Below are 25,803 nucleotides of genomic sequence, written 5' to 3'. Positions count from 1 at the left end.
AGATGAAAATTATAGAATATAGTATTTTTGTAAAAACTTTTTGCAAATGTTAAAAAAAGGAAACAAACTTGGCAGTATTTTAACAGGAACTTGTCCTAAATGTCATTCTGAGAGTATGTATAAGGATAAAAACCCTTACCATTTATCAAATGTTTACGATATGCACGAGCGCTGTTCTCATTGTGGTACCAAATATCAAATGGAACCTTCTTTTTTTTATGGTGCAATGTATGTTAGTTATGGCGTTGGTATTGCCTTTGCTGTTGCTGCATTTTTTATTTCATATTTGTTTATTAAAACAAGTCTGCTAGTAAGTTTTATTTGTATTGTTGCTACGTTAATTGGTTTTATGCCTATAATTATGAGACTTTCTCGTAATATATGGATTAATATGTTTATGCATTACGATAAAAACGCAGTTGCTAACTTTAAGAAACAGAAGTAAGATACCTTTTTACAAAACGTTTACAGTCTATTTCTGCTGCAAGTGGCTTATTATTTTCTATAAAATTGTACAACTGCTGTGCTGCATATGGCCCAGCCATTACTCCTCTAGAGCCAAAACCGTTTAACACAAATATGTTTTTATGTTTGGGGTGCTCACCTACAAGTGGTTTACGGTCTGCTACCGTGGGTCTTACGCCTGCTTTGTGGTCTACCACCTCATAATTACATTTTAAAAATGTATGAAGCTTAGTTAACAACTCTTCTTTAGCTGCTTGTGAAGTATTGTTAGTTTTATCATCTCTGTTATATGTAGCTCCAATTCTGTATAAATTATTACCCATTGGAATAATAAAAACCGATGACTTTATAACTCTTTCTTCCTTTAAATCTGGTGCTTTTATAGTTAAAAGCTCGCCTTTGGTTCCATTTAAAGGCAAATAATTAAAATATGGATTGTTTTTTAGCCCAAAACCAGTTGCAAAAATTATTTTTTCTGCTTTTATGCCTTTGTAGTTTATACAATCATCTTCAATTGTTAGTGCATTAAAATTAAAAGTTTCTTGCAGCAAAGCATTTTTAGAAATAAGGTAATTTTTATAGGTAGATAAAAGCTCTTTAGTATCTATTCTACCTGTGTGTAAAACCTCTCCGTAGCCAAAATTAGCATCTATATTAGCATTTTTATTTTGAATAATTTTAGGCGACAAAAAATAACTAAGACTAGGTTTATCCATAGCCTCAAACCACATATTTTGTTCTTCTACAGATGCAAACCTACGTAGCACTGGTATTTTATAGTCTAACTGTACTTGTAATTTTTTTTCTAGTGTTTTATAAAATGGCAAAGCAATATCTAATTGGTGTTTTGCATTCCAAGCTAACGTAAAGCGTTTTAAAATTACAGGATTATACAACCCACCAGCAACTACAGAAGATGTCTGTGAACTATCTGCAATTACCTTAAACGTTTTATTGTTTTGCTCTAGTGTCTCACAAAAAGATATACCTGCCAAACCAAGACCTACAATTACATAATTTACCATACTACAAAAGTAGATAAAGTAGCTTAATTTAAAGCATAAAAAAACTCCCTAGGATAAATATCCTAAGGAGTTTGCTTATTTTATTTGAATTGGAATTCTAAAGCAATTTTTTTAATAGCTCCACATATCTTGTTCTCTGTCTCTAATAACCTCTTTAATTCTTTTAGCTTCTAGTAACTGGAACAATGCGTTGTCTGAAATGTAATCTTTAATTTTACGATCTCCGTGTACATTTTCTTCTTTGTAAATTGTTGCATGAAACCTTCTAGAGTTTAGCAACATATCAAAAGAAATTGGACTTGCAGAATTACGTTGGTTAAAGACTTTTGCTTTATGTAATATTTCTCTGGCATCTGGGTACCAAACCCAAAATAAAGGAATTTTATTACCATCTATATCTACAGATTCATCATCTATAAAGTTAACATCTGGTGCAACTGGTGCAATACCTAATAAACGGTATTTTAACTCACCTTGTCTTTTATCAAAATACCACATTCCTTTAATTAGGTATTCTTCTAAATCTGCTGCTACAAGATCTCTTTTATTAATGTATTCTTCAGATACTTCTTCACCAGCATTGTACTGGTCATAACCGTAATCTGTTGTATCTACTTTTTGCATAGAAGCTTTTAAATCTTCTAACTTTCTTTTTTCTGTAAAGTAAGAATCTGCATAAACTTCTAATTCTCCGCTTTTAATAGCTTTCATTAAAACGTGGTATAAAGACCTTCTGTTTTTTCCTATATCAATTGTATCTATAGGGTAGTATAACGGAAAGTTTACACGCTCATCTAAATCTATAACTTCCCATACAGTTGTAGACCATAAAACATCTCTGTCGTCTACGTAACCATACTTTAAAGGTCCGTCATTATCTTTTTTAATTTGTGCCTCAGTTTTTACACCTATTTCTTCTGGCTTTTTTGCATTCAATACGTTTGATTGCGCCATAGCAGATATTGAAGACACTGCTAAAAATCCTACTACTAAAATGTTTTTCCAATTCATCATTTAAATAATTTTGTTTTGAAGCTATAAGTAAGTTGCCATTTTACAATAGCAACTTACCGTTTAGTTTCATTTATTCTAGTTTGTAATTTCTACAAGTACACTAGAAACTTTCTTTAATCTGTAACTCTTGTTATTTGTAATATAAGCTTGGATATTAAATATCTGAACCATATCACCTCTTTTTGCTCTTTTTAATGCAGACTTAGCTCTACTGTCTAATTTTCTACCATTAACTCTTATTGTTGGTTGTCCTGGAACTTTAAAGCTAAAGCCGCTTACACCAATATTTAAATCAAAATCAAAATCTTCTAATATTGCACCTATTGTAGAAACTTCTAAGTTTTTACGAGGCATTTTAACGCTACCAGTTTCTCCTCTAATAGAACCTGTTGGACTTGGTATATCTTTAATTCTAAATTCTGAAGAAGAACTAACTGGTTTGCCATCTGGCAATGTACCAGAAGCTTTAATTGTTACTGTTCTACCAGAACCAGGAGTCATAACATACTTGCTACCACTTACAGGCTTTAAACCAGGAGCAGAAGCTCTTACTTTATTGTTTGGTATACCAGGTATAGAAATTGTCATTGGGTTAGCAACACCTCGGTAAACAACGTTCATTTTATCTGCTGCAATTAATGCTGCACTTGGCTTAGATATAGTTGCAAAAGAATTTTTAACTTCTACTGGAACTTCTTCACCATCTTGCTTAAAGAAAAGTGTACCTGCTACTTCGTGATCTCCTGGGTTACCAGCACCAATTAACATTTTAACACCTCCAGCTTCTAGCTGATAATCTGTACCTTCTTTTAATTTTCTACCATCTAATGTTAACTCTGCTCTTACTGGAGTAGATGTATCATCAGTTTTGCTAATTATAATTTTACCATCATACTTTTCACCTGCATAAAATGCTGATTTAGATCCAAAAAGTGATGTTTTAAATTTCTTTAAAGAAACTTGGTCTGTTAAATTACCTTCTAACATTGCTTTTAAAGCGTCTTCTTCAGTTGCTTTAATATCAGACTGTAAAGCTGTAATTTTAGTTAAAGAAGCTATTAAAGGAAAACCTTCATAGTGATAGTTAATCCAATCTTGCTTGGTTTTATCTTTCTTCTCTACTTTACCATTAGCGTCACCAGTTTCAAATCTAGCTTTTACAGATCCTTTAATTTTATCTGGCACAAGGCTAGATACTTGCTCACGGTAGTCTTTAATTCTTTTCATGAACTCTTTACCACCTGGAGCTAAATTTTCTCCGCTAAAGAATTTTTGATCTAAATAATCAGACTTATCCATAACTTGGTAATCTGTAGGATCCTCAACGTTCTTAGTCATCTCTTTCTTAAGACCTTCTAAATAGTCATAATACTCTTGAGATATTGCTTGTACTTTTTGTGCTTTTTTGTAATCCTCAGCATATTTTGCTGCGTTTTCTTCAGCCTTTGTTCCAAGACCTTCTAAAAAAGCTACGTTGTTTTCTGTTGTTTTTTTGTTAGAAGCTTCCATCTTTACATTCATTAAGCCGAATGCAGCTAGAACTTCTTTACTCATATTTAACGCCAGCATACAAATGAACACTAAGTACATTAAGTTTACCATTCTCTGACGTGGTGACTGTTTTCCTCCTGCCATGTTTTCTACTAATTTTAGTTAATAATTGATTTGGGGTTAAGTATTAACTAATTAGTTTTTACTCATTGCTGATAACATACCACCGTATACTCCGTTTAAAGAAGATAAGTTAGTAGCTAAAGATTCCATTTGATCTTTTAATGCTGAAGAGTTTTGTACTACTTCTTCATTAATTGAAGCTTGTCTGCTAGCACTCTCTAATTGTACTTTGTATAAGCTGTTTAATGATTCCATCTGCGTAGCAGCCTGTACCATTTCTTCAGAATACTTTCTAGTAGATTCCATTGCGTCTACAGTAGGAGCAATTCCTTTAGCAGCACCTTCAAAGTTTTTAATGCTGTTACCAAGGCTTCCCATTAATTCTGCATCAACACCAGCTTCTTTTAACATATCATCTAATTTTTTAGATAAAGATGCTTCTGTTTCTTTAACTTCTAAAGCTTCGTTTTTCTTTTTAGCTGATCCTTCACCACCTGCTAACTCTGGGTATACTAAAGACCAATCTAACTCGTCTTCTATTGGCTCAAATGCACTAATGGCAAAAATAAGTGCCTCTGTAATAAGACCAATTGCTAATAATACACCACCGTTTAATGGACCTAACTCCCAGTGAAGAATTTTAAACAATGCTCCAATAATTACTACAGATGCTCCAAGGCCATAGGCCATATTAAATAATTTCTTTGTTGATTTTGATTGTGCCATAATTTCTAATTTTAATTTGGGTTTATTAATTATAAGTATTTAAGGTTAAATTTATTCGGTTTTTTAGTCGGTAGAATCTTCTTCTCCCATATAATCTTGTACAGTTCTAAAGCCAATATAACTACGGGCAGAATCTCTGTATTCATAATCTCTTGTAGATACTTGTAAGAAGTAAGCAACATCTTTCCAAGAACCACCACGTATTACTCTTCTTGCGTTTCCACTATCTCCTCCGTTAGGATTCATTGTAGATACAAAATCATAAGTACTTGGGTCGTAGCTAGAGCTTGTCCATTCAGACACGTTACCAGCCATATTATACAAGTTAAAGTCGTTAGGCTCATAAGATTTAGCCTCTACTGTATATAATGCTGCATCTGCAGCGTAATCTCCTCTTTGTGGCTTAAAGTTTGCCATATAGCAACCTGTGTCACTAATAACATAAGGACCACCCCATGGGTACATACCACCTTCAATACCGCCTCTTGCAGCGTACTCCCACTCTGCTTCTGTAGGCAATCTAAATTTGTTTACTGGTTGTTTACCTCTACTTTTTTGGTCGTCGTTCTTTAATTTTGTTCTCCAGTTACAAAAAGCTGTTGCTTGGTCCCAAGTAACACCAACTACAGGGTACTCACTATAAGCATCATGCCAAAAATAATCGTTATGCATTGGCTCGTTATAAGAGTATTCAAAATCTTTAATCCAAACTGTTGTATCTGGGTATATTGGCAACTCTGTCTGCTTAATAAAATCTTTTCTGCTTCCAGTTTTAGATCTTGCAGCTGCGTCAATATCCATCCAACTATACTTGTATATAAGTTGTGTTACATCTATAGTACGTTGGCCGTTGTATGCTTCTTCTTCAGGTATGTATAATTTATCCATTACCTCTACATAGTACTCATCTGGAAATTCAGACGTGTCCCAAATAAGTTTTTCATCCTTATTTAAAGCTCTACCTTCATATCCTAATGGGCCACCACCTCCGTAGTTGTCCATCATATACTTATCATACTCAGACATTTTAGTTGTATCTGCATCTTTAAATGCATAATCTCCAATACCACCATCTTCTGGACCTAAGCCTAACTCGTCTGCCAGTATTGCCAATTTTGTTCTTGTGATAGAATCTTTAACCCATTCTACAAACTGACGATACTCACTATTTGTTATTTCAGTATCATCCATATAAAAAGAAGTTACTGTAACAGTTTTAGTTGGCGCATTTAAAACCTGCGCTTGGTCTTCTTCTGTTTTACCCATGATAAAAGATCCTCTTGGGATCAATTCCATACCATAAGGTTTCTCCGGATACCATTTTTTTCCTTGGGCTCCTACCAATTCTCCTTTTGTTCCTGACTTACCACAACTGCCAAGTAAAAGAACAAATCCCATGGACATTAACAATAGTTTCTTCATAATTATAGGTTAAATTTCGATTTAAGATATTTAGTTCTTAAACATATATATTCAATCATTAAAACAGCGTTTTAAACGAAATATTGTATTAAGACACGTTATTTTGTTATTTTTTTAATTGAGGCCTTTTTTAAATGCCTTAAACCACCTTTCTGGAATGTTTTGGTTGGTAGCCTCAACATAATCCGCCTTGGTGCAGGGTAATAACGCAGGCATTTCGTTTTTATTATATGAATTTAAAATTGATGGCACTTCTACCCACCATCTTTCTGTTAAATTACTTTTATAAAAAACTAGTTCCTCTAAGTCTGACGGAACTATATACTTTGTAAATGCTTCTTTATTTAAATAAGGTAGTTCTTGTACTCTAAAGTTGTATCCTTCTATAAAGTACCATATTATTTGGGCTACTAACTGAAATGATTGGTTTGAGTTTTCGCTTTCAAAAACGCCAAACACTGCTAATTTTTCACTTATACCTGCATACCTTGCAATGGCACAAATTTCTCTTCCTGTAAATCCGTTTGGTGAAAAATTATTTAACATTCCCATTTCGCTTGCGCGCACAGCTCGTGCATCTAAACTAACAATATGTGCATTTCGTAGAATTGGCTCTACCAAGGTAATGTCTGATGTTACCTCTCCTAAACGATAAGCATCAAAAAAAAGACGCTCCATTAAGTCTATTTCTTCTTGAGAGTTAAAATAGCTTTGGTAGCCAATATTTGAAAAATTAAATAAGTTATTGGGCTTATCTGTAATAATTTTACTCATATAGGAATGAGAGGAAATAAGCTCTTCATGATCTCCAAAATCAAACCTACTATCTACATTTACTAGGTTAATCATATTTCGGAGTCCGTCAAAAGCTCTGTAACAAGGGTATGTTAGGTCTTGTGTAGGACCAATTACTATTGGCACTATATTTTCTTCTATTAAGCCAGCTATTACTTCTTTTACTACAAAATATGTGTCACTAACTTTTTCGCCTGGCTCTACATCTCCTAAATCTATAATGGTAGAGTTCCAATTACCTACCATTAGTTTGTATAGCTCTAGCCTAACTCCAGATAAATCTAAAGGTTCTGCTTTTTTTTCAAAAGCATTTCTGGCTTCGTTTACACCAATTATAGCTATAGATGCCATTGCCAAAACTGGCAATCCTTCTTTTTTTGTGTGTTTATATATTTTTTTTCCTAATGCTTGCGACGGTAATAGCTCACAATGAGCTATTACTTTATCTGCCACTGGAGTCAAAAAATCGAACGCCATATATTTTTACTTCTTAGTCTTTGGTTTTGCTTTTGCTTTTGCCTTAGGTTTTGCTTTTGCTTTGGTTTTTTTCTTTGGGGTTTTCTTTTCTATCATTGCTTTAGCTTCTTCTAAAGTAATTTTAGTAGCGTCTACTGTTTTAGCCAATTCTACTTTTATTTTACCTTTAAGAACATTGTGTCTACCCCACCTTGCTTTTTCTATACGTATACCTTCTTCTGGCCATTCTTGTATTAGCTTATCTATTTCTTTTTGCTTTTTAGCTTCAATAAGTTCTACAATATCTTCATAAGAAAGTGTATCAAAATCGTATTTTTTATTTACGTTAATAAACATTCCGTTCCACTTTATAAACGGACCAAAACGCCCTACACCTTTAGTAACCTCCATATCTTCATAAGAAGCTATTGGTGCATCTGCCTTTTGTTTTTCTTTAATTAACTCTATTGCTCTTTCTTTGGTAATATCTAAAGCACTTTCTCCTTTTTCCATAGAGATAAACTTTTTACCAAATTTTACATAAGGACCAAACCTACCAACGTTTGCAGATACTTCTTCACCTTCATACGTACCTAAATCTTTTGGAAGTTTAAAAAGCTCCATTGCCTCATCAAAAGTAATAGTACCTAAGGAGTGCTCTGGTAATAAACTTGCAAATTGTGGTTTCTCTTCTTCTTCTGCTGTACCTATTTGCACCATTGGCCCAAACCTACCTAAACGTACAGAAACTTGCCTGCCTGTTTTTGGGTCTGTACCTAAAATACGTTCTCCACTTGCTCTATCTGCATTTTGCTCTACATCTTCAACCTTAGGATGAAAATCTTTGTAGAAGTCTTTCATTACTTTACCCCAGTCTTCATCTCCTGTTGCAATTTCATCAAAATCTTCTTCTACTTTAGCCGTAAAATTATAATCTAAAATTGTTTCAAAATGATTTACCAAAAAGTCAGTTACAATCATCCCTATATCTGTAGGTACCATTTTACCTTTATCAGAACCAACTGTTTCTGTTAAGTTCTTTTCTTCTACATTGTTGGCCTCTAACACCAATTGTGTATACTTACGCTCTACACCTTCTATAGTTCCTTTTTCTACATAACCTCTGTTTTGTATTGTAGAAATTGTTGGCGCGTAAGTAGATGGTCTTCCTATTCCTAATTCTTCTAGTTTTTTAACTAAAGATGCTTCTGTAAACCTGTACGGAGCTCTAGAAAAACGTTCTGTTGCTGTAATGTAGTTGTTAAGTAATGCTTCTCCAACCTTCATTGCTGGTAACATTCCTTCTTGCTCCTCTGTTTCTTCATCATCATGACCTTCTAAATATACCTTTAAAAAACCATCAAACTTAATAACCTCTCCGTTAGCTGTAAATTCTTCTTTATGTTTGTCTGCTTTTATTTTTACATTGGTACGCTCTAATTGTGCATCACTCATTTGCGAAGCTAAAGTACGTTTCCAAATAAGCTCATAAAGTCTTGCTTGGTCTCTTTCTAATGAAGGAGATTGCCTTTTCATATCTGTTGGTCTAACCGCCTCATGCGCTTCTTGTGCACCTTTGGTTTTACCTACATAATTACGTACCTCACTATATTCCTTACCGTAGTTTTGTATTATTGCCTCTTTAGCTGCATCTAAAGCTTCTTTAGACAAGTTTACACTATCTGTTCTCATATAGGTTATTAAACCTGCCTCATATAAACGTTGTGCAACTTGCATTGTTCTTCCCACAGAAAAATACAATTTACGTGCAGCCTCTTGTTGTAAGGTTGATGTTGTAAATGGCGCTGCAGGAGATTTTTTAGCTGGTTTTTTATCTAAGTTAGCTATAGAAAAATTAGCACCAATATTTTTATTTAAAAAATCTTGAGCTGCCTTTTTACTAGAAAATGTTTTATTAATTTTTGCAGAAAAACTACTGCCAGATTCTGTTTTAAACTCTGCAACTACTTTAAATGAAGCCTCTGGCGTAAAAGCTTCTATTGCTCTTTCTCTTTCTACTATTAACCTCACCGCTACAGACTGCACACGACCTGCAGAAAGTCCTGGTTTAATTTTTTTCCAAAGCACCGGAGATAATTCATAACCAACCAACCTATCTAAAACCCTACGAGCTTGTTGTGCATTTACCAAGTTATAATTAATTTCTCTTGGGTTTTCAATTGCTTTTTGTATTGCAGATTTTGTAATAGAGTTAAAAACAATTCTTCTTGTTTTGCTTTTATCTAATTTTAATTCTTCTGCCAAATGCCATGAAATAGCTTCTCCCTCACGATCCTCATCACTTGCAAGCCATATAACTTCTGCCTTGTTTGCTAAATCTCTAAGTTTTTTTACAAGTTTTTTCTTTTCGCTATCTACTACGTACTTAGGGGTAAAATCGTTTTCTACGTCTACTCCTAACTCTTTAGATGGCAAATCTGCTATGTGTCCAAAGCTAGACTCTACCTTGTAATCTTTTCCTAAAAATTTCTCTATTGTTTTTGCTTTTGCAGGTGACTCTACAATTACTAAATTCTTCGCCATTTTTTGGTTTTTGGTTGTACAAAAGTATAGCAATTTTTTTATTTAATACGTTATAAGGTAGAAACCAACAAAAAAAGACCGCTTAAATTAGCGATCTTTTGTCTGTTTTTGTATTAAATTAATCTAGATTTAAGCTACTTAACAAGCTTATATTATTTTCTAAATATTTGTATTGATACAATGTATTATCACCAACCATTAATAGGTTATCCTCTCTAGGAATAACATCAAAAGTTACAATATCTTTAAAATGATTAATTTCTTTTAGGTTGTTTACATCTGTTTTATCATAAACTTTTAAACCAGATTCTCCATCGCATATAAAAAGAGTATTACCTTTTATTCCCAACCCATAAGGGCCATCTAAAGGATATTGTTTAGCCAATACTGGATCTGCAATAGTACTTATATCTACTATATACAAACCACTTTCTGTTGCCCCACAGGTATTGCCTCCACGTAAAGTTACGTATGCATAATCTCCGTCTACAACAACAGGATCACAAGCTGTACCGTGCTGAAACTCTGACACAAATGTTGGTGTTTCCGGATTTGTTATATCATATATATACATACCACTTTTGCTCCCTAAAAATAAATGATTATCTCTATTAAAAATAGTTTCTATATCAAAACCAGCATATACATCTTCTAAATCTACAGGGTTTTCTAAATTTTTAATATTAAACACATTTATATTGTGGTTATCTACTGCGTACAAATAATCCTCTACAATTTTAAAACGCGCTAAAGAGCCACCTTGACCAACACTACGGTCACCTGTTGCATTGTTTACTGCTACATCTTCAAACATTAATTGCACCTCTTCTTTTAACCTACGTTCTGTAACTACTTGCCAACCAACTAAAACCTCGTCCTCTGTAGTTGCATTATCCCACTCATAAATATCGGCTAGAGGCCAAATAATATTTTCTTTAAGTACATTTTTTAATCTATTTACCAGTTTAATATTATCTTTATTAGCAATATTAAAAACCAATAAATCTCCAAGACTGTCTGCGTACAAGTAGTTGTCTTTTACAGAAATATCTACATTACCCGCAATTTTAATAAACGCAATTTTTATTGGACTTTCTGGATTTTTATTATCAATAACGTGTACACCTTTATATTTATCATTTATAAAAATGTAATTGTTATATGCATATATTTTACCAGATTCTTCAATAGGTTTTGGCGCAATAATATCTCCACTATTCTCAAACTCAGACGAGCTAATTTTTAATGGTTTTGCCACTAAAAAATCTGCATACTTATCACTATTTTCATCGTCTGTACAGCTAAAAAGTGTAGCTATAAGTACCAGCAATATACTAAAGTGTTTTTTCATTTTCATATCTTTTTGGTTGTTACAAAATAGATACACAAAAAACACAAAGGTTGCGTAGGTTACTCAAAATCAGGTACAAGCGCTTTTAATCTATCTTCTGTTTCATCTGCAAAACCAACTCCATTTTTATAAGCGTAGTAAATAGGAATTCTTGCTAGCATTACCGTAAACAAAACTCCTACTACGCATAGTATTACACCAAGTTGTGCTATTAACCCCATTACAAAGGTAACTCCAAAAAGTACCAACCAATTTTTATTACCTAAAGCAAAACTAGCCTTTACTATTTCTAGGGCAGACAATTCTTCTTCAAAAGCTAAAAACACAGGAAGTAAAGCCAATGGCACACCTAAATAAATTAAACCTACACCACAAGCAAGCATACCTACTATAGCTAAACCAATAGTTATTGAAGCCAAAATAAAAGCTTTTATCATATATTGTTTTTTAAAGTAGTAAAAATGACCATCTGTGTTTAGTTTTGCATCTTTAGCCCTACATATTCTATAGAAACCAGCCATTAATAACAGGTTTGCAGCAAAAATACACATCATTATAATTGGCATTATAACCATTGAAAACAAAGTATAAATAATAGGTGGGTCTTGTCTTTCAAATGCTTCTGCATTAAAAATACCAAGTGCTATTAAAGGCGTGTACATAACTAAAACAAGCAATAATGTTAACAATGCACTAAACAGCACCGTAACAAACCCTGGCAACCAAACCACTTTAAACAATTCTATACTTTTATTAAAAATATCACCAAAATCTAATGCTGGTTTTGTAATTATTTTCCCTTCTACGTTGTAAAAATTCATCTCTATAATTTGTTTAAAAAAAAGCAAAAATAAACTTAACTGGGATTTTACTACTAAAAAACTATTAAATTTAACTGTCAAATTGTCACATTTTTATATTTAGTACTATCTTTGTGCTTTTACAAGCTAGTAGTAGAATTAGATATGGCAGAAGAGAAAGTAATAGACGAAACAATACAAGGTAATTCTTTAACACTAAAGAACAAAAAAGACAATAAACGTAAACTATACATAGAAAGTTATGGTTGCGCTATGAATTTTTCTGACAGTGAAATTGTTGCTTCTATTTTATCAGAAGAGGGTTTTAACACTACAAAGGTTTTAGAAGATGCAGACCTTGTTTTAGTAAACACTTGCTCTATTAGAGAAAAAGCAGAACTTACTATACGCAAAAGGTTAGAGAAATTTAACGCTGTTAAAAGAACCAAACCACACTTAAAAGTAGGTGTTTTAGGCTGTATGGCAGAGCGTTTAAAAAGTCAATTTTTAGAAGAAGAAAAAATTGTAGATATGGTTGTAGGCCCAGATGCCTACAAAGACTTACCTAACTTAATTAAAGAGGTAGATGAAGGCCGTAATGCTATAAACGTAATTTTATCTAAAGAAGAGACTTATGGTGATGTTGCCCCTGTACGTTTAAACACAAACGGAATTTCTGCTTACGTATCTATTACTCGCGGTTGTGATAATATGTGTACGTTTTGTGTTGTTCCTTTTACACGTGGTAGAGAACGTAGTAGAGAGCCACAATCTATTTTAGAAGAAGTAACTGATCTTTGGAACAGAGGTTACAAAGAAATTACACTTTTAGGGCAAAACGTAGATAGCTACCTTTGGTATGGTGGCGGTTTAAAAAAAGATTTTAACCAAGCTACAGAAATGCAAAAAGCTACGGCTGTTAACTTTGCTAATTTATTAGAGATGACAGCAATTGCACAACCCAAAATGAGAATTCGTTTTTCTACATCTAACCCACAAGATTTAACGTTAGATGTGGTTAAAACAATGGCCAAATATGATAACATTTGCAAACACATACATTTACCAGTACAAAGCGGAAGCGATAGAATTTTAAAAGCTATGAACCGCTTACACACAAGAGAAGAATATTTTACATTAATAGATAATATTAGACAAATTATTCCTGATTGTGCTATTTCACAAGATATGATTGCCGGCTTCCCAACAGAAACGGAAGAAGACCATAAAGACACACTTTCCTTATTAGAATACGTAAAGTACGATTTTGGCTATATGTATTCTTATTCTGAAAGACCAGGTACAATGGCTGCACGTAAACTAGAAGATGATGTACCTGAAGCAGACAAAAAAAGAAGATTAGCAGAAATTATAGCATTACAAAGACAACACTCTGGCTACAGACTACAACAACGTTTAGGTAAAATTGATGAAGTTTTAATTGAAGGAGAATCTAAAAGATCTACAGAACATTGGATGGGCAGAAACTCACAAAATGCTGTTGTTGTATTCCCTAAAGAAGAAGGTAGCCAAGTTGGAGAATTTGTACAAGTAAAAATTGAAGATTGCACAACAGGAACCCTTTTAGGTAGTATTGTAAAAAAATAAATATAATGGAATCTGTACAAGCAATAAAACAACGATTTGAGATCATTGGAAACGATGTACAACTTAATAGAGCTATAGAAAAAGCGATACAAGTTGCACCTACAGATATTTCTGTATTAGTTACCGGTGAAAGTGGTGTTGGTAAAGAGTCTATTCCTAAAATAATACACTCATTATCTCACAGAAAACACGCAAAATATATTGCTGTAAACTGTGGTGCAATTCCAGAGGGCACAATAGACAGTGAACTTTTTGGCCATGAAAAAGGAGCCTTTACAGGTGCTACAACTACCCGTAAAGGATATTTTGAAGTTGCAGATGGCGGAACCATTTTTTTAGATGAAGTTGGAGAGTTGCCCTTAACAACACAAGTACGTTTGCTACGTGTATTAGAAAACGGGGAATTTTTAAAAGTTGGCTCTTCACAAACACAAAAAACCAATGTGCGTATTGTTGCTGCTACAAACGTAAATATGTTTGAGGCTATTAAAAAAAATAGATTTAGAGAAGATTTATATTACAGATTAAGCACCGTAGAAATAAACCTCCCTCCTTTACGAGAACGCTTAGAAGATATTCATTTACTTTTTAGAAAATTTGCATCAGATTTTAGTCAAAAATACAAAATGCCAACTATTCGCTTGTCTGATGATGCTGTGCAAATATTACAAAAATACCGTTGGGCTGGTAACATTAGGCAATTACGTAATGTTGCAGAACAAATTTCAGTTTTAGAGTCAGAACGTCATATTTCTGCCACTACGCTACACTCTTACTTACCAAATGGTGGTAATACCAACCTACCTGCAGTTGTAAATCAAGAAAAAAAAGAGAGCGATTTTAGCAATGAAAGAGAAATTTTATACAAAGTTCTTTTTGATATGAAAGCAGACCTTAACGACCTAAAAAAGCTAACACTGGAGTTAATGAAAAATAACGATAGTGAAAAGGTTCAAGAAGAAAACGAACATTTGATTCAGAAAATATACGGCAATCACGATGATGATGATTTTGAAGAGGCGGACAGCACTCCTTCAGAAATATTACATCTACCAAATCCTTCAAGAGAAAGAGAAGAAGTTATTTCACCAGTAATACCACAGGATGACAAATACCACTTTGCAGAAGAAATAGAAGAGGAAGAAACGCTATCTTTACAAGACAAAGAAATAGAGCTTATTAAAAAGTCTTTAGAAAGAAACAGAGGAAAAAGAAAAGCCGCAGCTGCAGAATTAGGTATTTCTGAGCGTACTTTATATAGAAAAATAAAACAGTTTGATTTATAATTTGATGAAAAACATAAAAAACATACTTGCTGTACTCCTAATAATTAGCACTGTACAAGCTTGCGGACTAAAAAGTGTTGGCTATAATTTTACTGGAGGTAGCACTGGAGACGCAAAATCTTTTCAGGTAAACTTTTTTCAAAATTATGCTTCACAAAGCCCAGGGTCTACAGTAGAACCAGGTTTAGATAGAGACTTTACAAATGCCTTACAAGATTTATTAGGAAGTCAAACTAGCCTTAGTCTAACTCCATCTAACGGAGATTTAGTGTACGAAGGTGAAATTGTAGAATACCGCATTTCTCCTATGACAGCTACAGCGGCACAAACTGCTGCTCAAAACAGGCTAACAATGACGGTTAATGTACGTTTTTACAATAAAACAAAAGAAGATTCAGATTTTGAACAGCGTTTTTCATTCTTCTATGATTATGATGCTAACTCTTTATTAGCTTCTGTAAAATCTGAAGCGCACACAGAATTATTTGAGCGTATTACACAAGATATTTTTAGCAAATCATTAGCAGACTGGTAGTTTTATGAAAGTAACAGATTTTACACATTTATTACAAAAGCCAGAAAGTATTAGCTCTGTAGCGCAAATTAACCAGCTAGAGGAAATTATTACAGACTACCCTTATTTTCAGGCAGCACACGCAATACACTTAAAAGGCTTAAAAAATACCAATAGTTTTAAGTATAACAACGCACTAAAAGTTACTGCTGCACATACTGCTAATAGAGATGTTTTATTCGATTTTATTACTTCTCCAGAATTTTTAAACAATACAACCACTATAAAGGAGATTAGAGAAAATGCTAATCTAAAAAAATTAAATGTAGTTTCTGAAGAAGTTGCTTCGCCACCAAATATGTTAGAAGAAAGTGAAGACAAACCTTTACCACAAAACATAGACGATGCAGAAAAAATTTTAGACGACACTCTTTTTGAAACCAAAGAGGTAATTAAAGAAGAAGTTGTTGAAACTGAAAAAGAATTAGAAATTTCTAATGAGACCCAAGAGTTAGAAATTAAAACCCAAGAAGAAGCGTTAAAAAACAATGTAGAAGAAACTAGAGAGGTTATTCCAACAGAAAAACTTGAAGAAGAAAAAACTGAAGCTGAAAAATTAAATATTGGAGAACCTTTACACTTTACAAAAAAAGAAAAATACTCTTTTGCTCAATGGTTAGAGCTTACAAACCCTAAGGTTAATAAAGAAACAGCCGAAACTACTAAAGAAGAAAACACCCGAGAAGAGGAAACTAAAACAACTTTAGAAAACAAAAAGCCTAAGCAAAAAAAAAATAAAAAATTTGATTTAATAGATAAGTTTATAAAAACCAATCCTAAAATTACACCTACAAAAAACATAGAAACCAAAGTAGATATTTCTAGCTCTGTAAAACTCAATAAAGATGAGTTAATGACCGAGACTCTTGCAAAGGTATATTTAGAGCAAAAAAAATACAAAAAGGCAATTCAAGCTTATAAGATTTTAAGTTTGAAATATCCAGAAAAAAGTAGTTTCTTTGCAAACCGAATAAAATCGGTAGAAAAAATTCAAAAAGAAAACATATAACAGATGAGTACGTTTACAATATTTTTAGTTCTTATTATTATAGTATCACTTTTACTAATGTTGGTAATTATGGTACAAAACCCAAAAGGTGGTGGTTTATCTTCTTCTTTTGGTGGTGGTGGCAACCAAGTAGTTGGCGGTGTTAAAAAGACTGGGGATTTTTTAGATAAAAGTACTTGGACTTTAGCTGCACTATTAGTTATACTAATTTTAATGTCTAACGTTGCATTACCAGGCAAAGGAAGCAACTCTGATTCTAAATTATTACAAGAAAAAAATACAGAAGCTCCTGCTACTACAAATACAGCTACTCCTTCAAGTACAGACACTAACTTAATGGACAGCATTAAGTAAAAACGTACCTTTTAAAATATATCAAAAATGCCAGCTTATGACAAGCTGGCATTTTTTGTTTTACAACTTGTCAGTTTTACGCTATGGCACAATTTCTGCCTATGTAACACCAGAAAAATTAATATTAAAAATCATAAAATATGGCTAAAGTTAACATTAAACCATTGGCAGATAGAGTGCTAATTGAACCGATGGCAGCAGAAACTAAAACAGCTTCTGGATTAATAATTCCAGACACTGCTAAAGAAAAACCTCAACAAGGTAAAGTAGTTGCTGTTGGCCCAGGAACTAAAGATGAAAAAATAACTGTAAAAATTGGTGACACTGTACTTTACGGTAAATATGCCGGTACAGAGTTAAAGTTAGAAGGTTCTGACTATTTAATGATGAGAGAAAGCGACATTTTAGCTATTATCTAAAACAGCTATTTGCTAATAGCCTATGGCTTTTAGCTCTAAATTAATAATCAAACTTATGTCTTTAGTTAAAACTAAAGACTAAACTTAAAAAACACATAAACAAAGATGGCAAAAGATATTAAATTTGACATTGAAGCTAGAGACGGCCTTAAAAGAGGTGTAGACGCTTTAGCAAACGCAGTAAAAGTAACATTAGGCCCTAAAGGAAGAAACGTAATTATTAGCAAGTCTTTTGGAGCTCCAACAGTAACTAAAGATGGTGTATCTGTAGCTAAAGAAATAGAGCTTGCTGATCCTTTAGAAAATATGGGAGCACAAATGGTTAAAGAAGTTGCTTCTAAAACTAATGATTTAGCTGGTGACGGTACTACAACCGCTACAGTTTTAGCACAATCTATAGTAAAAGAAGGTCTTAAAAACGTTGCAGCAGGTGCAAACCCAATGGATTTAAAAAGAGGTATAGACAAAGCTGTTGAAGCTATTGTAGAAGACCTTGCTAAACAATCTAAAAAAGTTGGTGATTCATCTGATAAAATTAAACAAGTTGCATCTATCTCTGCAAATAACGACGAAACTATTGGCGAACTAATTGCACAAGCTTTTGGTAAAGTTGGTAAAGAAGGTGTTATTACTGTAGAAGAAGCTAAAGGAACAGATACTTATGTAGATGTTGTAGAAGGTATGCAGTTTGACAGAGGTTACCTTTCTCCTTATTTTGTAACAGATTCTGAAAAGATGGTTGCCGAGTTAGAAAACCCATACATTTTATTGTTTGATAAGAAAATATCTGCAATGAAAGATCTTTTACCTGTATTAGAGCCAGTAGCTCAATCTGGTAAACCTTTATTAATTATTTCTGAAGATGTAGATGGTGAAGCTTTAGCTACTTTAGTAGTTAACAAGTTACGTGGATCTTTAAAAATTGCTGCTGTAAAAGCTCCTGGATTTGGAGACAGACGTAAAGCAATGTTAGAAGATATTGCCATTTTAACTGGCGGTACTGTTATATCTGAAGAAAGAGGTTTTTCTTTAGAAAGCGCTACTTTAGATATGCTTGGTACTTGTGAAAAAGTATCTATAGACAAGGATAACACTACAATAGTAAATGGTTCTGGTGATGCAGCTACCATTGACACAAGAGTTAACCAAATTAAATCTCAGATAGAAACTACTACATCTGACTACGATAAAGAAAAATTACAAGAGCGTTTAGCTAAATTAGCTGGCGGTGTTGCCGTACTTTATGTTGGTGCTGCTTCTGAGGTAGAAATGAAAGAGAAGAAAGACAGAGTTGATGATGCATTACACGCTACAAGAGCTGCCGTAGAAGAAGGTATTGTTGCTGGTGGTGGTGTTGCTTTAGTTAGAGCTAAAGCTGTTTTATCTAAAATAAAAGCAGAAAACGCAGACGAAGAAACTGGTTTACAAATTGTTGCTAGAGCTATTGAAGCTCCATTGCGTACAATTGTAGAAAATGCTGGTGGAGAAGGTTCTGTTGTTGTTGCTAAAGTTATTGAAGGTAAAGGAGATTTTGGTTATGATGCTAAATCTGAAACTTATACAGATATGCTTAAAGCTGGTATTATAGATCCTAAAAAAGTAACTAGAGTTGCATTAGAAAACGCTGCTTCTGTTTCTGGTATGATCTTAACTACTGAGTGTGCTTTAACAGATATTAAAGAAGATACACCAGCTGCTGCTGCACCTCCAATGGGTGGTGGTATGCCAGGTATGATGTAATCTTTAAAATATAAGAATACTAAAAAACGCTCCAATTTTCATTGGAGCGTTTTATTTTTATAGTCATTATAATACTATTCTTTATGGTCTTCTTGCACATCTATATCTCTATAAAAACAACATGCATGCAAACTATTGTAAACCTCATCTGGAGCTTTTAAGTTTTTAGTATCATGACCTACAGCCGCAACACTACTCTCTATAGCGTCTAAATTTGTTTTTCGCTCATCAAAAATAACTTTAAGCTCATGTGTTTTTACATTCCAAATAGCGCTTTTTACTCCTTTAGTTTTTATACAAGCTTTTTCTATACGATCTTTACACATTTGGCAAACCCCGTCTACCTCTAAACTTGCTTTTGCATTTTTATTTTGCCCAAAAGAAACATAAGCAAACAACATCATTACTATTACAGCTATTTTTCTCATAATTTTTATATTTTATTTTTTAAACTTATTTATTTTAAATCGCAACCCTGCGTAGTACATACTCCCAAAAACTGGGCCGTATACAAAAGTAGTATCAAAATTAGAGCCAAAAGGGTCATCTGCTCCTACAATTGGCATATCTTGCCTAACATTAGTTATATTTTCACCGCCTACATACACCTCAAACTTAGGAGAAAACACTTTAGTAATTTGCGCATTTACAGTTGCTACATTTGGCGTGTAACTTGGCAACCTATATGCTTCAGGGTTAGTTTCTGTAGAAGAAAAACGTTGTGTACCTAACCAATTAAAGGTAGCATCAAACTTCCATTTTTTAATAAAACCGTGACCTTTTGTTTGGTATGATGCATTTGCAAAAAACCTATGTTTAGGCGTTAAAGACCTTTCTAGCTTTGCAGATTTGTATTGCGTTTTAATATCATATAATTTATAAGCCACACGCAAATCAAAATTACCAAACACATTATAGTTTAACTCTGTCTGAAAACTATTTGCATAACTATCTCCTTCTAAATTATAAAAACTAACCTCTTGCGGGTTTTCCCAATCTACAACTATCTGATTCTCAAAATCTGTTCTGTAAAAGTCTACAGAGATATCACCTTTTTTATCAAATAAATTAAATCCTTGCAAATAAGACACGCCATAATTCCAAGCAATTTCTGGATCTAAACCGTAAATATTACCGCCATCATCATCAATATTTATAACTCTACCACTTGCAAACATACGTTGGTTTTCTGCAAAAATATTAGCTGTACGTTTACCTCTACCAAATGAAGCTCTAAGAGCAGATTTCTCCCATGGAGAATAACGCAAATGAAACCTAGGAGTTACAAAAAAGCCAAGTCTATTATGGTTGTCTACACGTACACCTGCTGTAATATTTAACTTCTCTAAATTATCATAACCATACTCAAAATAACCTCCTATAGAGTTATCTATACGCGCATAATTATCTGTAAGTACTAATTCATCATACTTATCATACGTAAAATTAATTCCGGTTTTAACCTTATGTCTAGAGTCTCCTATTATAGAGTTGTAATTAATGTTTGAGTATACACTGCTATGCTCTATATCATATACATTTAAGCCAAAATATGAATCTTGCTTATGGTTGCTTACTGCAAACTGTGCACCTAAAACCTGCCAAGGCAATTCTGGATTAACATAACCAAACTTTGCAGAAAAATCTATACGCTCTGTATTAATTTCACTGCCCCAAGCATTGGTTGTTAATTTATCTGTATCTGGATCAAAATTTAACTGCCCAGTTTGTTTATCATCATTTAGATACCTAATATTAAAAAAGGATCCAATTCCTTTTTCCATATCTATATACTGCCACCTGTTCATGATATTAATTTGGTTGTATATTGGCATATCCATAAAGCCATCATTATTAACATCATGCTTTTTATTATGCTTATTACCGTGTATATACAAGCCTGTACTCCATTTGTCACTTACCTTAGTATTAAAATGGGTATTTAGCTCTAAACGCTCACTACTTGCTGCATATAAATTCACAAATAAAGCATCATCTGAAATAGGTTTTTTAAGCTCTGCATTTATTTGCCCCGCTATACTCTCATATCCATTTATTACGCTTCCCATACCTTTGGTAATTTGTATGCTCTCTACCCAAGTACCAGGTATAAAACTTAACCCATACGCTTGTGATGCACCACGTACAGATGGTATGTTCTCTGTAGCTATTAAAATATAAGGACTTGTTAAGCCTAACATTTTTATTTGCCTTGTTCCAGACACAGCATCTGCAAAGTTAACATCTATAGATGGGTTGGTTTCAAAACTTTCAGACAAATTACAACAAGCAGCTTTAAGCAACTCATCACTACTTACAACCATTGTATTTTCTGCTTTTAAATACAGTTTGGTTGTAGCTTCTTTTTTTGCAGTAATTGTAACTTCATCTAAAGTACTTGTAGATTGTAAATTATGGGTAATTTTTCCTGGTTTAGTTATGGTAAGTGTATCTGTCTTAAACCCAACATAACTAATTATTAGTTTAGAATATTCTTTTTTATATGGAACAGAAAAACTACCATCTATATCTGTAATAACACCTACACTGGTATTATGCCAATATACATTTGCACCTGTTAAAGGCACTGTTTCTCCTTTAGCTGTTTCTTCAAATATTGTACCCATTACACGTTCTTGCGAAAATATAAACAACGGAAATACAAGAAGAATAAAAACTATTTTTTGCATTTTTTTAAATTGATTTTTTAACTATTGAAACCTATTTTTTAAAAGTTTACACAACATAAACTCTCAACACAGTTGCCGTTAAAGCAAATTGTATTGTAAAACATAAACCAATAAAAAAATCAAATTATAAAAACCTGATGGGATACTTGTAAGTTTTGCACCAGAAGTGGTGGCGCATATTTTTTTTCGCTAGTTTTTTGCTCTAAAACATATAAATCACTAGCAGTTAAGCTTAAAATTGAAGTAACAACATATTGCGTAATTACTTTTTCTTTTTGGTCTGATGCTACTGTTAATCTATCCTGACCTTTTACAGCTTCTAGAATACCTTTACAACAATTGTCTTCTGAAGTGTTAGATGTTTGCACAAAAGCGCTTTCTCCGCAGCCAAAATCTTCTGGATATACAGAAACTGAAACTAACTCTCCACAACAAAAATGTTTTTCTACAGCAAAAGAAACTGTAGAAAGCAGCACTAACAATGCAAGTGCAATAGTTGTTATTTTATGTAGTAGTTGTTTCATTATAAGCACAAAAGTAAATAAAAAACTCTTATTTACACAGATTTGGTTGCCAAACCAACGTTAAATGTGGTAGGCTCTTCTAGTTTTGTTATTTAACAATTGGTTTTATTCAAAAAAAATAATAATGTAGAATTAAAAATTAAGGCATATTTTTGCATAAAATTTTTAGTTTACAAAAATGTTACAAGATCTAAAATCATCAGTTTTAAACATCATAGAAGAAAACAAAGGCAATAGAGACCAAAGTCTTTTAGCAATTTGCGAATTATTAGAAGAAAACGTGCCTTACTATAATTGGGTTGGTTTTTATTTTAAAAATGGTGATAAAAATGAATTAAAATTAGGTCCTTATGTAGGTGAACCTACAGATCATGTAATTATACCGTTTGGCAAAGGCATATGTGGGCAAGTTGCAGTGTCTAATGAAAATTTTGTTGTACCAGATGTACAAGCACAAGACAATTACATTGCTTGCAGCATAACTGTAAAAGCAGAAATAGTAATTCCTATTTTTGTAAATGGAGAAAACATTGGGCAAATAGACATAGACTCTAACACTCCTGACCCTTTTTCTAAAGAAGATGAAGACTTTTTAGAGTTTGTATGTGCAGAAGTTGCTAAAATTCTTTAAAACTTTGTGTTTTTGTTAATAAACCATTGCTGTTCTTAATCGCAAAAAAATTACTTTTGTGTCCTTATTCAATCTTTTAACAATAAGCACATAAAATGAGTACCACAAAAAAAGCTACATCAGCATTAATTTCTGTTTTTCACAAAGACGGTTTAGAACCTTTAGTAAAAAAGTTTAACGAACTTGGAATAACAATTTACTCTACTGGAGGCACAGAAAAATTTATTAAAGAATTAGGAATTGATGTTATACCTGTAGAAGATGTAACTAGCTACCCATCTATTTTAGGAGGACGTGTAAAAACCTTACACCCTAAAGTTTTTGGTGGTATTTTAAACAGACAAGAAAACGAGAACGACCAAGCACAGTTAGCTGAGTTTGATATTCCTCAGTTAGATATTGTAATTGTAGACTTATACCCTTTTGAAAAAACAGTTGCAAGTGGCGCTCCAGAACAAGATATTATTGAAAAAATTGATATAGGTGGTATTTCTTTAATTAGAGCCGCTGCCAAAAATTTTAAAGATGTACTTTGTGTTTCTTCTATGGAAGATTACAGTGAAGTTTTAGATATTATTACTACTGGTAATGGAACAACAACATTAGAAGACCGTAAGCGTTTTGCTGCTAAATCTTTTAATGTATCTTCTCATTACGATACTGCCATTTTTAACTACTTTAATAAAGAAAAAGAAGAAACTGTTTTAAAAATTAGCGAAACTAATGGTAAAGTTTTACGCTACGGAGAAAACCCACACCAAAAAGGATTCTTCTTTGGAGATTTTGAAGCAATGTTTAACAAATTACACGGTAAAGAATTAAGTTACAACAACTTGCTAGATGTAGATGCTGCTGTAAACTTAATGGGTGAATTTAAAAATGATGAACCTACGTTTGCTATTTTAAAACATAATAATGCTTGTGGCTTAGCCTCTAGAAGTACTTTACACCAAGCATATGTAGATGCCTTAGCTGGCGATCCTGTTTCTGCTTTTGGTGGTGTATTAATTGCAAACAAAGAAATAGACCTTGCAACAGCAGAAGAAATACACAAATTATTTTGTGAGGTTGTTATAGCTCCTAGCTATGCAGCAGATGCTTTAGAAGTATTAAAAGGTAAAAAGAACAGAATTATTTTAGTGCAGAATGATGTAGCCTTACCAGAAACATTGGTAAGAACTTGTTTAAATGGTGTACTAGTACAAGATAAAGACCATAAAACAGATACTGTTGCAGATTTACAAAATGCTACAGACACAAAACCTACAGCAGAAGAAATTGAAGATTTAATATTTGCCTCTAAATTATGCAAACACACAAAATCTAACACAATTGTACTTGCTAAAGGAAAACAATTATGTGCTAGCGGAACAGGACAAACCTCTAGAGTAGATGCTTTAAACCAAGCTATACATAAAGCTAAGTCTTTTAATTTTGATTTAAACGGAGCGGTAATGGCTAGTGATGCTTTTTTCCCATTCCCAGACTGTGTAGAAATAGCAGGTACTAATGGCATTACAAGTGTAATACAACCTGGCGGATCTATAAAAGACCAATTAAGCATAGATTATTGCAACGAAAACAAAATTTCTATGGTAATGACTGGCACACGTCATTTTAAACATTAATTTTGTTACATTCGTCGATTAAACTTACTTTTAGTCCAGAAACCAATTTATAATACATGGGATTTTTTGATTTTTTTACAGAAGAGATAGCTATAGATCTTGGAACAGCCAATACGCTAATAATACATTTAGACAAAGTTGTTGTAGATAGCCCTTCTATTGTTGCAAGAGATAGAATTAGCGGAAAAATAATTGCAGTTGGTAAAGATGCCAATATGATGCAAGGTAAAACCCATGAAAATATAAAAACAATTAGACCTCTTAAAGATGGTGTAATTGCAGATTTTGATGCATCTGAAAAGATGATAAATATGTTTATTAAAAACATACCTGCATTAAAAAAGAAATGGTTTCCGCCTGCATTGCGTATGGTTGTTTGTATTCCTTCAGGTATTACAGAAGTAGAAATGCGAGCAGTAAAAGAATCTTGTGAACGTGTAAACGGTAAAGAGGTTTATTTAATTCATGAACCTATGGCAGCAGCTATTGGTATTGGTTTAGATATTATGCAACCTAAAGGTAATATGATTGTAGATATAGGTGGTGGTACTACAGAAATTGCTGTTATTGCATTAGGTGGTATTGTTTGTGATAAGTCTGTGAAAATTGCAGGTGATGTATTTACAAATGATATTATATACTATATGCGTACACAACACAACCTTTATGTAGGTGAAAGTACTGCCGAAAATATAAAAATAACAATAGGTTCTGCTACAGAAGATTTACAAGAACCACCAGAAGAAATGTCTGTACAAGGTAGAGATTTACTAACAGGTAAGCCTAAGCAAGTATCTATCTCATATAGAGAAATAGCTAAGGCTTTAGACAAGTCTATCTTAAGAATTGAAGATGCTGTGATGGAAACTTTATCTCAAACTCCACCAGAATTAGCTGCAGACATCTATAACACAGGTATTTACCTTGCTGGCGGAGGATCTATGCTAAGAGGATTAGACCGTAGGTTATCCCAAAAGACAGATTTACCCGTATATATAGCAGAAGATCCTCTACGCGCAGTTGTTAGAGGAACAGGTATTGCTCTTAAAAACTTAGAACGTTATAAAAATATCCTAATTAAATAATTAGTTAGGATGTTTTTATGACATAAGTATAGGCTTAAGTTTA

Annotated in this window: 23 protein-coding genes; 11 read left to right on the top strand and 12 right to left on the bottom strand. The window is 33.1% G+C overall.

From position 1 onward, the window contains the following. The first annotated feature begins 46 nt into the window (after positions 1–46). Entirely contained in the window at positions 47–445 is a 399-nt protein-coding gene (locus JM80_RS06665; protein ID WP_013620334.1) for a DUF983 domain-containing protein, read from the top strand. On the opposite strand, the gene JM80_RS06660 is transcribed toward JM80_RS06665, so the two are convergent. The 9 genes from JM80_RS06660 to JM80_RS06620 all read right to left on the bottom strand — a co-directional run bounded on the left by JM80_RS06660 (position 429) and on the right by JM80_RS06620 (position 12,233). Next, complete coding sequence (locus tag JM80_RS06660) at positions 429–1,490, bottom strand: FAD-binding oxidoreductase (protein ID WP_038504896.1); 1,062 nt, start codon at positions 1,488–1,490, stop codon at positions 429–431. The genes JM80_RS06665 and JM80_RS06660 overlap by 17 nt on opposite strands. A gap of 111 nt (positions 1,491–1,601) precedes the next feature. Further along, positions 1,602–2,501: a gliding motility protein GldN gene (gene gldN / locus JM80_RS06655; RefSeq protein WP_034646186.1), complete on the bottom strand. Its 900-nt coding sequence runs from the start codon at positions 2,499–2,501 to the stop codon at positions 1,602–1,604. Positions 2,502–2,579: 78 nt separating this feature from the next. Beyond that, positions 2,580–4,139: a gliding motility protein GldM gene (gldM, locus tag JM80_RS06650; protein ID WP_013620337.1), complete on the bottom strand. Its 1,560-nt coding sequence runs from the start codon at positions 4,137–4,139 to the stop codon at positions 2,580–2,582. Positions 4,140–4,190: 51 nt separating this feature from the next. Further along, a complete protein-coding gene (gene gldL, locus JM80_RS06645) occupies positions 4,191–4,844 on the bottom strand; it encodes a gliding motility protein GldL (RefSeq protein WP_013620338.1) in 654 nt (217 codons plus the stop codon). Between the two features lie 63 nt (positions 4,845–4,907). After that, positions 4,908–6,266: a gliding motility lipoprotein GldK gene (gene gldK, locus JM80_RS06640; protein ID WP_038504899.1), complete on the bottom strand. Its 1,359-nt coding sequence runs from the start codon at positions 6,264–6,266 to the stop codon at positions 4,908–4,910. 114 nt (positions 6,267–6,380) lie between these two features. After that, entirely contained in the window at positions 6,381–7,538 is a 1,158-nt protein-coding gene (locus tag JM80_RS06635) for a formimidoylglutamase (protein WP_013620340.1), read from the bottom strand. A gap of 6 nt (positions 7,539–7,544) precedes the next feature. After that, positions 7,545–10,061 (bottom strand): type I DNA topoisomerase, encoded by a 2,517-nt coding sequence (topA, locus tag JM80_RS06630; RefSeq protein WP_089118789.1) that lies wholly within the window; start codon positions 10,059–10,061, stop codon positions 7,545–7,547. A 118-nt stretch (positions 10,062–10,179) separates the two neighbouring features. Then, positions 10,180–11,418 (bottom strand): LVIVD repeat-containing protein, encoded by a 1,239-nt coding sequence (locus JM80_RS06625; RefSeq protein ID WP_255436701.1) that lies wholly within the window; start codon positions 11,416–11,418, stop codon positions 10,180–10,182. Between the two features lie 53 nt (positions 11,419–11,471). Further along, positions 11,472–12,233 carry a hypothetical protein gene (locus tag JM80_RS06620; RefSeq protein WP_144709538.1) on the bottom strand — a complete coding sequence of 254 codons (762 nt, stop codon included), beginning with the start codon at positions 12,231–12,233 and terminating at the stop codon, positions 11,472–11,474. Positions 12,234–12,377: 144 nt separating this feature from the next. Here JM80_RS06620 and miaB point away from each other — a divergent pair, with 144 nt between their 5' ends. The 7 genes from miaB to groL all read left to right on the top strand — a co-directional run bounded on the left by miaB (position 12,378) and on the right by groL (position 19,202). Beyond that, positions 12,378–13,820: a tRNA (N6-isopentenyl adenosine(37)-C2)-methylthiotransferase MiaB gene (miaB, locus tag JM80_RS06615; RefSeq protein ID WP_144709537.1), complete on the top strand. Its 1,443-nt coding sequence runs from the start codon at positions 12,378–12,380 to the stop codon at positions 13,818–13,820. Between the two features lie 5 nt (positions 13,821–13,825). Continuing rightward, positions 13,826–15,106, top strand: coding sequence for a sigma-54-dependent Fis family transcriptional regulator (locus JM80_RS06610; RefSeq protein WP_013620345.1), 1,281 nt, complete (start codon positions 13,826–13,828; stop codon positions 15,104–15,106). Positions 15,107–15,110: 4 nt separating this feature from the next. Next, the gene (locus JM80_RS06605; protein ID WP_144709536.1) at positions 15,111–15,641 is read left to right on the top strand and encodes an LptE family protein; all 531 of its coding nucleotides are present in this window, start codon (positions 15,111–15,113) and stop codon (positions 15,639–15,641) included. A 4-nt stretch (positions 15,642–15,645) separates the two neighbouring features. Then, positions 15,646–16,689 (top strand): hypothetical protein, encoded by a 1,044-nt coding sequence (locus tag JM80_RS06600; RefSeq protein WP_144709535.1) that lies wholly within the window; start codon positions 15,646–15,648, stop codon positions 16,687–16,689. Between the two features lie 3 nt (positions 16,690–16,692). Next, the gene (secG, locus tag JM80_RS06595; RefSeq protein WP_144709534.1) at positions 16,693–17,043 is read left to right on the top strand and encodes a preprotein translocase subunit SecG; all 351 of its coding nucleotides are present in this window, start codon (positions 16,693–16,695) and stop codon (positions 17,041–17,043) included. A 140-nt stretch (positions 17,044–17,183) separates the two neighbouring features. After that, entirely contained in the window at positions 17,184–17,462 is a 279-nt protein-coding gene (groES, locus tag JM80_RS06590; protein ID WP_013620349.1) for a co-chaperone GroES, read from the top strand. Positions 17,463–17,567: 105 nt separating this feature from the next. Continuing rightward, complete coding sequence (groL, locus tag JM80_RS06585) at positions 17,568–19,202, top strand: chaperonin GroEL (RefSeq protein ID WP_013620350.1); 1,635 nt, start codon at positions 17,568–17,570, stop codon at positions 19,200–19,202. A 74-nt stretch (positions 19,203–19,276) separates the two neighbouring features. Here the strand turns inward: groL and JM80_RS06580 are convergent, their stop codons facing one another. The 3 genes from JM80_RS06580 to JM80_RS06570 all read right to left on the bottom strand — a co-directional run bounded on the left by JM80_RS06580 (position 19,277) and on the right by JM80_RS06570 (position 22,416). Next, positions 19,277–19,630, bottom strand: coding sequence for a heavy-metal-associated domain-containing protein (locus tag JM80_RS06580; RefSeq protein WP_013620351.1), 354 nt, complete (start codon positions 19,628–19,630; stop codon positions 19,277–19,279). Positions 19,631–19,642: 12 nt separating this feature from the next. Then, positions 19,643–21,892 carry a TonB-dependent siderophore receptor gene (locus tag JM80_RS06575; RefSeq protein ID WP_144709533.1) on the bottom strand — a complete coding sequence of 750 codons (2,250 nt, stop codon included), beginning with the start codon at positions 21,890–21,892 and terminating at the stop codon, positions 19,643–19,645. A gap of 119 nt (positions 21,893–22,011) precedes the next feature. Next, positions 22,012–22,416, bottom strand: a complete 405-nt coding sequence (locus tag JM80_RS06570; RefSeq protein ID WP_051456104.1) for a hypothetical protein — start codon at positions 22,414–22,416, stop codon at positions 22,012–22,014. A 178-nt stretch (positions 22,417–22,594) separates the two neighbouring features. Here JM80_RS06570 and JM80_RS06565 point away from each other — a divergent pair, with 178 nt between their 5' ends. The 3 genes from JM80_RS06565 to JM80_RS06555 all read left to right on the top strand — a co-directional run bounded on the left by JM80_RS06565 (position 22,595) and on the right by JM80_RS06555 (position 25,760). Next, the gene (locus tag JM80_RS06565) at positions 22,595–23,047 is read left to right on the top strand and encodes a GAF domain-containing protein (RefSeq protein WP_013620354.1); all 453 of its coding nucleotides are present in this window, start codon (positions 22,595–22,597) and stop codon (positions 23,045–23,047) included. 95 nt (positions 23,048–23,142) lie between these two features. Further along, entirely contained in the window at positions 23,143–24,675 is a 1,533-nt protein-coding gene (gene purH / locus JM80_RS06560) for a bifunctional phosphoribosylaminoimidazolecarboxamide formyltransferase/IMP cyclohydrolase (RefSeq protein ID WP_144709532.1), read from the top strand. Positions 24,676–24,731: 56 nt separating this feature from the next. Further along, positions 24,732–25,760 (top strand): rod shape-determining protein, encoded by a 1,029-nt coding sequence (locus JM80_RS06555; RefSeq protein ID WP_013620356.1) that lies wholly within the window; start codon positions 24,732–24,734, stop codon positions 25,758–25,760. The last annotated feature ends 43 nt before the right edge of the window (positions 25,761–25,803 follow it).

This window comes from Cellulophaga sp. RHA_52 (genome assembly GCF_007827205.1).
In the GTDB taxonomy this organism is placed as follows: Bacteria; Bacteroidota; Bacteroidia; order Flavobacteriales; family Flavobacteriaceae; genus Cellulophaga; species Cellulophaga lytica.
Note: the sequence above shows the minus strand (reverse complement) of the source record. Positions and strands in the feature narration are given on the sequence as shown.